The sequence below is a fragment of the Trueperaceae bacterium genome, from assembly GCA_036381595.1.
In the GTDB taxonomy this organism is placed as follows: Bacteria; Deinococcota; Deinococci; order Deinococcales; family Trueperaceae; genus DASVCN01.
Map to the genome: position 1 here is coordinate 1 of DASVCN010000016.1, position 8,294 is coordinate 8,294.

At 64.5% G+C, this 8,294-nt stretch carries 7 protein-coding genes and 1 tRNA gene; 5 read left to right on the forward strand and 3 right to left on the reverse strand.

All coding sequences use genetic code 11. From position 1 onward, the window contains the following. A partial coding sequence (locus tag VF168_04050) for a hypothetical protein (protein ID HEX7003340.1) occupies nt 1-198 on the reverse strand: 198 nt, incomplete at its 3' end. A 414-nt stretch (nt 199-612) separates the two neighbouring features. Here VF168_04050 and VF168_04055 point away from each other — a divergent pair. The 3 genes from VF168_04055 (at nt 613) to VF168_04065 (ending at nt 3,375) form a co-directional block, all read left to right on the forward strand. Continuing rightward, a tRNA-Thr gene (locus VF168_04055) sits at nt 613-693 on the forward strand. 150 nt (nt 694-843) lie between these two features. After that, nucleotides 844-1,533, forward strand: coding sequence for a hypothetical protein (locus VF168_04060; GenBank protein HEX7003341.1), 690 nt, complete (start codon nt 844-846; stop codon nt 1,531-1,533). Between the two features lie 9 nt (nt 1,534-1,542). Further along, nucleotides 1,543-3,375, forward strand: a complete 1,833-nt coding sequence (locus VF168_04065) for an ABC transporter ATP-binding protein (protein ID HEX7003342.1) — start codon at nt 1,543-1,545, stop codon at nt 3,373-3,375. Here VF168_04065 and VF168_04070 read toward each other — a convergent pair. Together VF168_04070 and VF168_04075 are read right to left on the reverse strand one after the other, a co-directional pair. Continuing rightward, the gene (locus VF168_04070) at nt 3,372-5,342 is read right to left on the reverse strand and encodes a bifunctional diguanylate cyclase/phosphodiesterase (GenBank protein ID HEX7003343.1); all 1,971 of its coding nucleotides are present in this window, start codon (nt 5,340-5,342) and stop codon (nt 3,372-3,374) included. The genes VF168_04065 and VF168_04070 overlap by 4 nt on opposite strands. 68 nt (nt 5,343-5,410) lie before the next feature. After that, complete coding sequence (locus VF168_04075) at nt 5,411-6,253, reverse strand: class I SAM-dependent methyltransferase (protein ID HEX7003344.1); 843 nt, start codon at nt 6,251-6,253, stop codon at nt 5,411-5,413. A 93-nt stretch (nt 6,254-6,346) separates the two neighbouring features. On the opposite strand from VF168_04075, the gene VF168_04080 reads away from it, so the two are divergent. After that, nucleotides 6,347-7,114 carry an ADP-ribosylglycohydrolase family protein gene (locus VF168_04080; protein ID HEX7003345.1) on the forward strand — a complete coding sequence of 256 codons (768 nt, stop codon included), beginning with the start codon at nt 6,347-6,349 and terminating at the stop codon, nt 7,112-7,114. 313 nt (nt 7,115-7,427) lie between these two features. Beyond that, a partial coding sequence (locus VF168_04085) for a HAMP domain-containing protein (protein ID HEX7003346.1) occupies nt 7,428-8,294 on the forward strand: 867 nt, incomplete at its 3' end.

Below are 8,294 nucleotides of genomic sequence, written 5' to 3' on the forward strand. Positions count from 1 at the left end.
GCTGAGGGTGGCGCCGGTGACTCGGGCGCCGTGGTGGCCGCTGGCGAGGAGGCCGGCGGCTCGGGTTTGTCGGATCCAGCGGTTGTGCCTGATCTCGTCGAGGAGGTGGTTGGTCAGGTACTTTCGGACGTTCTCGTGGAGGCCGCCGGTGTCGATGCGTGAGACCGTAGTGGTGCCTACCTCGGGGGGATCACCCACGTTGCCATGCCTTCCTGCCCCCGACCGCGAACCCAGTGGATTGTTGGTCACCCTGATTATTGCAGGGGAATAGGTTGAAAGGTTGTTGAGAATCTGTCCTGGACGGCGTCACTGGCGCGTCGTTGGATAGTTCGCACGGATGTCAACGGTGTGCCGGCCTAATTGGAATAAGTGGCTACCTGGTGACCAAGTAGAGGAGACCCCCTACGCTGGTTGCGAGGGGGTCTCTCCCGGCCGCCGTTCAAGCAGCACGCCCTCACTCTATTCGGCTCGGGGATCGTGTCGAGCTGGAGCTGGGCAGATGCCTAGCCTATCCAACGGATATCCAAAGGCGGGGGGTTAAGACCGGTTTCTGACGACCGGTGTCCAGTGGGCCATTGGCAGCGAATGTGCGATGCAGAAGACTAACCGCGGGCCAACTGGATAGCGACAGGTTTGGCCGTGGCACGATTCGTAATCGGCAGGTCGTCGGTTCAAATCCGACCGTTGGCTCCACAGAGAAACCCCGCCCAGCGCGGGGTTTGCTGTTTTTGGCGGGAAGGCCCGGTCGGGCAGGACTACTGACCAGAAGGCGCCTCGGGCGCTCGAGAACGTCTTTCAGTATGACCACTAGCGCACTGAAAGCTTACCGGCTCATACTCGGTCATGCAAAGCGACGAGTTGATAGTGACCGAGCCCGAACAGGCGCGGGCGCTTCAGGAGACGGGCTTCCTGAGCAGGTACCTCGAGCCTGCCTCGCCCAGCGACGTTGCTCGGGACCTGGGAATGCCCGCCAACCTGGCCCATCACCACGCCAAACGCCACGCAGCGCTGGGAATACTCGGGGAGGTGAAGCGCGAGGGCGGCAAGGTGTATTACCAACTCACCGCCCGAACGTTCAAGCATGACCGGCACCTCCTTCCGGCTGGCGATCCGGACGAGCACACGAGTGTCATGCTGGCCCTCCTCGAAGAGCGATTCCTCTCTGCGTACTCGTACTGCGACAGCCTGGAGAACGGCGCCGATCCGAGCTGGCACGTTTACGCCTTCGATCGGGACGCTCTTCCTGGCGCGCCGGCAGAGAGCGGTGGGAACGGCGCCCTGGCCCCCCGACCGGCTCACTTCCAAGCCCGCACCCTGCGCCTCTCCCCGCACCGGTACCGCGATCTGGTCCGTCGCATCAGCGCGCTGATCGCCAAAGCGGAGGCAGACGACGCCGGTCAGGGCGGGGCCGCCACCTTCGCCTTCCTTGCGATGGACGGGGTGTTGCAGGACGGTTCGAGAGATACCCACTACCTTTCCACCTTCGTGCCCCCTGTGGAGCCCGACGAGGATCCGCAGTCGTGGGAGCTCTAGGTGGCGGGGATGACTGAGACCGCACTTGCGCAGAGGGCGCTCCCGGTTCTTACGCTTGTCCGCTCCATCCGGGTTCTGCCACGGGCAGTCCGGCTACTGACTGAAGCCGCTCCCGGAGTGTTCGCTGCCAGCACCGCGGCCACGGTGGTCCAGGGGCTCGCCCCGGCGGGCGCCGGACTCGTCACCAAACTCCTGGTCGACCATCTTGCTCGAGGCGGAGGCGTGGGCGAAAGGTTATGGCTCCTGGTCGGGGCACTCCTTTCCCTCGCCCTGGTCGGGGGCATGGCCCGTTACCTGTCGGACGGGCTGCGAGAGAGCATCCGCGAACGGCTGCAGTACCACTTGCGGCTCAAGGTGGCCGGCCACGCCGCGCGGCTCGACCTGGAGTTCTTCGAGATGCCAGGCAACTACGACACTTTCGCCAAGGCCCGGGAGGACCTCGGATTCAGGCCATTCCTCATGGCCTACGCCCTGATCGGTTGCGCCCAGCAGTTCACGACCGTCGTCGGTTTCTTCCTGGCCGTGCTGGCGTTTCAGCCGCTGCTGGCGTTGGCCTTGATACTGGCGGCGCTACCAACCCTTTTCGTGGCCGGCAAGTCGGGGATGGAGTCGTACAACTCTCACGACCTGACCACGCCCGAGGGCCGCCGTGCCGCCTACCTCGAGGAGCTGCTGCAGCGCGACCTGCACGCGAAGGAAATCCGACTCTATGATCTCACTCCACGACTGCTGGAGCAGGTCCGAGATCATCTGGGCAACGTCCTTACGGCTCGTCTGGCTGTTATCCGCCGAAAGGCCCGACGTTTCGCCGGGGCAGACGCGCTCTCCGTACTGGCGCAACACGCGGCACTCGCCTTCGTCGTGGTCCAGACGGCGGTCGGTCGTGCAAGTCTGGGCGACCTGACCCTGCTGGTGACTGCCCTGGCTGCCGTTCGGTCCGGCCTGACCCTCGGACTCGCGAGCCTCGGAGACCTGCTCGAGAACAGCCTCTTCTTCCGGGATCTGACCACCTTCCTCTCCGTTCGACCCCAGGTCGTCGCCCCGGTGCAACCGCGGCCCGTGCCGAAGAGGCCTCGTCACGGACTCGTCCTCGAGGAGGTCGGTTTCGCTTATCCGGGATCGGAGAGATGGGTCTTCGAGGGGCTGAGCCTCGAGTTGAGAGCGGGAGAGGCGACCGCCCTGGTGGGAGTGAACGGCGCCGGCAAGACGACGCTGGTGAAGCTACTGGCACGTCTGTACGATCCCTGCGCAGGGCGGATCACTCTCGACGGCGTCGATATCCGGGAGTTCCAACCGCGGGAATACCGGTCCCGATTGGCTGTCGTGTTGCAGGATTTCGAGCGGTACCAGTTGAGCGCGCGGGAGAACATCGGATTCGGCCGGGCAGACGAAGCGCTCGAGGAATCTCGGCTGGAGCGGGCGGCTCGAGATGCAGGTGCCCTTGAACTGATATCCGCTCTCCCGGACGGTTGGGAGACTCTTCTGGGCCGCCAGTTCCATGCTCGTGGACAGGATCTGTCTGGCGGTCAGTGGCAGAGGATCGCTCTGGCGCGAGCTCTCTACCGGGACGCCCCAATCCTGCTGCTCGATGAGCCGACCGCTTCCCTGGATGCCGAGGCCGAGGCGAACCTGTTCAGGTGCTACCGGGACCTGATGCGCGGCAGGCTCTCACTGCTCATCACCCACCGATTCAATACCGTCAGGTTCGCCGATCGAATCATCGTTATGGAAGGAGGGAATGTAGTCGAGGACGGGGCCCCGGCTGATCTCATGGATGCCGGGGGCCGCTACGCCACCATGTTCATGACGCAGGCAGAAGCATACCGGGTGGAGTCCGGCTAGCTCGGTCCCAGGGGCGGCCGCGACCCGCGTTCACCCGGACTGTTGGCCTCCCGCGCCTGCATGAACGCCTCCAGCTCCCGCGGCTCCATCGGCTGCGAGTAGTGGAAACCTTGCGCCAGACCGCAGCCCAGCTCCTTCAGCAGATCGGCCTGCGCCTTCTCCTCGATCCCCTCGGCGACCACATCCAGCTCCAGGTGGGCAGCCAGACGGATGATCGCCTCGACGAGTGCGTGCGCGAAGCGCGGGCCACGGATCGGGGACACCAGGTCGTTGATGAAGGTCCGATCGATCTTCACTGTGTTGATGGGCAGGTCCCGCAGGTAGGCGAGCGAAGAGTAGCCGGTTCCGAAGTCATCGATGGCGATCCTTATGCCGTGACGCTGCAGGCGCGCGAGTGTGGCCGAGACGCTCTCCACCTCCTTCATGACGATGCTCTCGGTGAGTTCGAGCTCGAGGCATTCGGGCGGTAGCAGGTTGGCTTGCAATGCCGCCAGCACGGTGTCGAAGAAGCCCGGATGGGTGAACTGCAGAGGCGACACGTTCACCGAGACGCGCAGAGGCTCGGCGCCGGACCGCTGCCAGGCGGCGGCCCGGCGGCACGCTTCGTTGAGCACCCAGCTTCCCAGGGCGACGATCAGGCCGCTCTGCTCGGCGATCTCGATGAACTCTGTCGGCTCGACCTGGCCCCACTTGGGGTGTTTCCACCTCACCAGCGCCTCGAATCCAAGTATCTCGCCGGTCGAGAGATCGTGCAACGGTTGGTAATCGATCGTGAGCGAGCGCTCCTCGATCGCCGCACGCAGGTCGCGTTCGAGCAGCCTCTGCCGCTCGAGTGCCTCCTCGGGTTCCCCCATGTAGTGCTGGATCCCGTTCTTTCCGGAGCGCTTCACGCGGTACATGGCGCTGTCGGCGTAGCGGATGAGCGTTTCGGCATCTATCGAGTCGTTCGGGTAGAAACTTATGCCGATGCTCGCGGATAGAGTAATATAGTTCCCCTGGATGTCGAACGGTTGAGCAAGTGCCGCCATCGCCCGGTTGGCCACGCTGGTAGCCGAGTTGGTGGTGGCGAGGGAGTCCACCACGATCACGAACTCGTCGCCGCTGAAGCGGGCGATGAAGTCGTCCCCGCGGGTGACCGACTTGAGCCGGCTGGCCACCTGTTCCAGCAGCTTGTCCCCGCCAGCGTGGCCCAGCGAGTCGTTGACCACCTTGAAGCCGTCGAAGTCGATGAAGAGGACCGCGAAGCGGCCGTCGCCTCCGGCCAGGCGGCGCTCGAGGTCTAGCTTCAGTCCGAGTCTGTTGGGAAGGCCTGTCAGGTGGTCGGTGTTGGCGTACTTCTCCACCACCGCGAGCCTCGTCTGGCTCCGCGTGTACTCCTCCTTGAAGAGGATGAAGGACGAGGTGAGGGCGAAGAGGACGGAGTTCGCCAGGTTCATCTGGACGAGGGCGTAGACGACGGTCCAGTTCTGCCCCAGGATCGCGCTCTTAACACAGTAGGCGAGCGAGATCACGAGCACTACTCCGGTGTAGGCCAGGCTCAGCTGACGGCCCAGTCGCGAGTCGGGCAGCACGAATGAGAGCAGGTAGATGACGGGAACCCAGAAGAAGTTCTCGGTCATCTGACCCCGCGGGTCCACATCGGGCGGAAGGACGAAGAGGATCCAGTAGAGCTTGCTGATGAAATAGGCGCCTACCGCCCCCACCGTGGTTATCACCAGGGGTCTGAGCGACCTGCGGCTGAGCAACAGGAAGACTTCCAGCACGATGAGGCAAACCCCGAACACCGGGTAGGTGATCAGGTCGAAGGTGGTCGCCTCGCCGCTCCATCTTTCCAGGAACCAGGCGAGCAGGAAGGCGAGGGCTCCCAGGGGGACGGTCGCTACCAAGGTGCGCCGCCACTTCGCGTTGTAGACGAGGTCGACTCTGCTCACACCCTCGTGCGTGCCTCGTCGGTCGGGAGCGTTCACGTGGGGAGTGTAGCTACGCCTCTATAACCGCTCTCTTACATGTAGTGCTCGAAGTCGCATAAACGACGTCACCGGGGCTTCTCGGGTATCCGCGCCACCGCCAGTATGTGGCTCCCGCCGTCGAGCGCACCCTCCTCGCGGCAACAGTCGAGTTCCCAGTCGAGCAGCGCCTCGAGCGTCTCCTCGTCACCCGCCAGTTCGAGCGCGGGCACGTGGTGGCCCGCCGTCAGGAAGTTCGTCGAGCTGGCCGCGACTACCTGGCAGTCGAACCGAAGCAGCTGGGCCTCCAGTTCGCGCCAGCGGTACATCTTCATCACATGCTTGTTCCTGAAGAGATCGTCGAGGAGCAGCCCGCTCGCCAGTACTTCGGCGATCCGAGCGGTACCCACCTCATGGCTCAGGTCCAGCACCGCGGGAAGGAGCGAGCGCGTGGCGCCGAGAGTGCTCATCACGCTCAGCAGCAGAGGAGCCGCCGGTCGGGCGACCCGTACGAGTTCGGCCAGGGCTTCGTCGGCCCTGTCCATGACGTAGGAGACGGGGCCGCCGTAGCAAACCACCGCGTCGAACGTGTCTTCGGCGAACTCGGAGAGGTCCACGATGTCGCCGCGCCGGCGTTCCACCACCGCCCCCTCGAGGCCAGCTCGGGCCACACGGCGGCGGTTCTGCTCGAGCATCTGTGGGGATATGTCGAGAACAGTTACGCGCGCGCCGATCCTGGCCAGTTCGATGGTGAAGCGGCCCGGGCCCGCGCCTGCATCGAGGACATGCATTCCCGGTTTCACGAAGCGAGCGAGGTAGTGGTTGTGGATGTGAAGGCTGACGCGGTCCTGGGCCCTGCCCTCGAACCGCTCCCACTCGCGGTCTCCGTATGAGTCGAAGAAGCCCCGGATGGTTTCTGGATCGTATCGCATGAGCGAAGTTAGCAAACGAGGCCCGAGCGCGCGAAGGACTGGTAGCGATCGCGTCGGGTAGCCCGCGCTAGCCTGTGAGCAGGAGGTGGACGTTTGCTGGGCGCGATCGTAGGGGACATGATCGGGTCGGTTTACGAGCACAGGCCGATCAAGACGAAGGAGTTCCCGCTGTGGTGCGACTCCTCGCGGTTCACGGACGACACCGTCCTCACTGTCGCGGTCGCCGCCGCGCTCCTGGGCGACCGAGACTACGCGGCAGCCCTGAAGGAGTTCGGACGGAGCTACCCCGACGCCGGCTACGGCACCACGTTCAGAAGTTGGTTGGACTCCCCATCCAGCGAACCGTACGGAAGTTGGGGCAACGGCTCGGCGATGCGGGTGAGCCCCGTGGGCTTCGCACTCGACAACGTCGAGGAGGTCCTCGACGAAGCGGAGCGCACCGCAGCAGTGACCCACGACCACGCGGAGGGGATAAAGGGTGCACAGGCGGTCGCGCTGGCGGTATTCCGAGCGCGAAACGGGGCCGCAAGGGCGAGCATGGCTCACGAACTGACCAGCCTCTTCGGTTACGACCTGAGCGGCACGCCCGACGAGATCCGGCGCGACTACCACTTCGACGTCTCCTGCCAGGGTTCGGTGCCGCAGGCTCTCGTGTCCTTCCTGGCTTCGCACTCTTTCGAGGATGCGGTGCGCAACGCTGTCTCACTGGGAGGGGACAGCGACACACTGGCCTGCGTCGCCGGCGCTGTCGCCGAGGCGTACTACGGGGGCGTTCCCGCGCCGCTCGCGGGCGAGGCGAGAGCGCGCTTGCCCGGAGAACTGCTCGAAGTAGTAGAGCGGTTCGAGACCAGGTTCGGCTGAAGCGAGGGAGCGGAACTCCTCTGCCTGCTTCCGGAGGCCGAGCCGGATTGGACCGACCAGCGTCTCGTCCTGTAATATCTATTCGGCGACAAGCCCGGCAAAAACAAGGGCGGAGCTGGATTCCCAGCAGGCCCCTACTATCGCCGGGTCAGGGCGCCCCGTTCACCGGCGAAGGTTCCGCTGCCCCAGCGAGGGCGAATACGCGTCGGTGCGATACGAGCGGTGGAGGAGGGCAGTAAGTGAATATTCCTATCGTCATCGACAAGAGCGTCCTTTGCTGTGGCTCGGCGCTGGCTGGAAGCGAGGCCAGCCTGTGAGTCCCAACAACAGCGCCACCAAGAGCCTCCCGGTAGACCAGACCAACGAAGCGCGCCAGCTTGTGCTCCTGAACGTTCTGAACGCCGTGAAGAAGGGGGATCTGTCGGCCCGGATGCCCATGGAGTGGACCGGCATCGACGGCAAGATCGCCGACACCCTCAACGAGATCATCGACCTGCACGAGAGCGCTTCGCGTGAACTTGAACGGGTCAGCGACGCCGTTGGCAAGGAGGGAAGGCTCTCCGAACGGGTAGCGGCCAGCATGGCGGGCGGCGTGTGGTCGCGTAACACGGAATCGATAAACGCTCTCATCTCCGACCTGGCTCAGCCCACGAAGGAGATCGCCCGGGTAATCGGGGCCGTCGCGCAGGGCGACCTCGAACAGCGGATGCACCTCGAGATCGACGGTCAGCCGATGCGCGGCGAGTTCCTCCGCACCGGCAACCTGGTCAATACGATGGTGGATCAGCTCAGTTCGTTCGCTTCCGAGGTGACTCGCGTCGCTCGTGAGGTGGGGACCGAGGGGAAGCTCGGCGGCAAGGCCGAAGTCGAGGGCGTGGCCGGTACCTGGAAGGATCTGACCGACAACGTCAACTCGATGGCGGCCAACCTCACCGTGCAGTTGCGGGACGTCTCCAAGGTGGCTACTGCCATCGCCCGCGGCGACCTGAGCCAGAAGATCACCGTTAACGTACGCGGCGAGATCCTGCAGATCAAGGAGACCATCAATACGATGGTGGATCAGCTGAGTTCGTTCGCGTCCGAGGTGACTCGTGTCGCTCGTGAGGTGGGGACCGAGGGGAAGCTGGGTGGCCAGGCGAACGTCAAGGGTGTGGCCGGTACCTGGAAGGATCTGACCGAC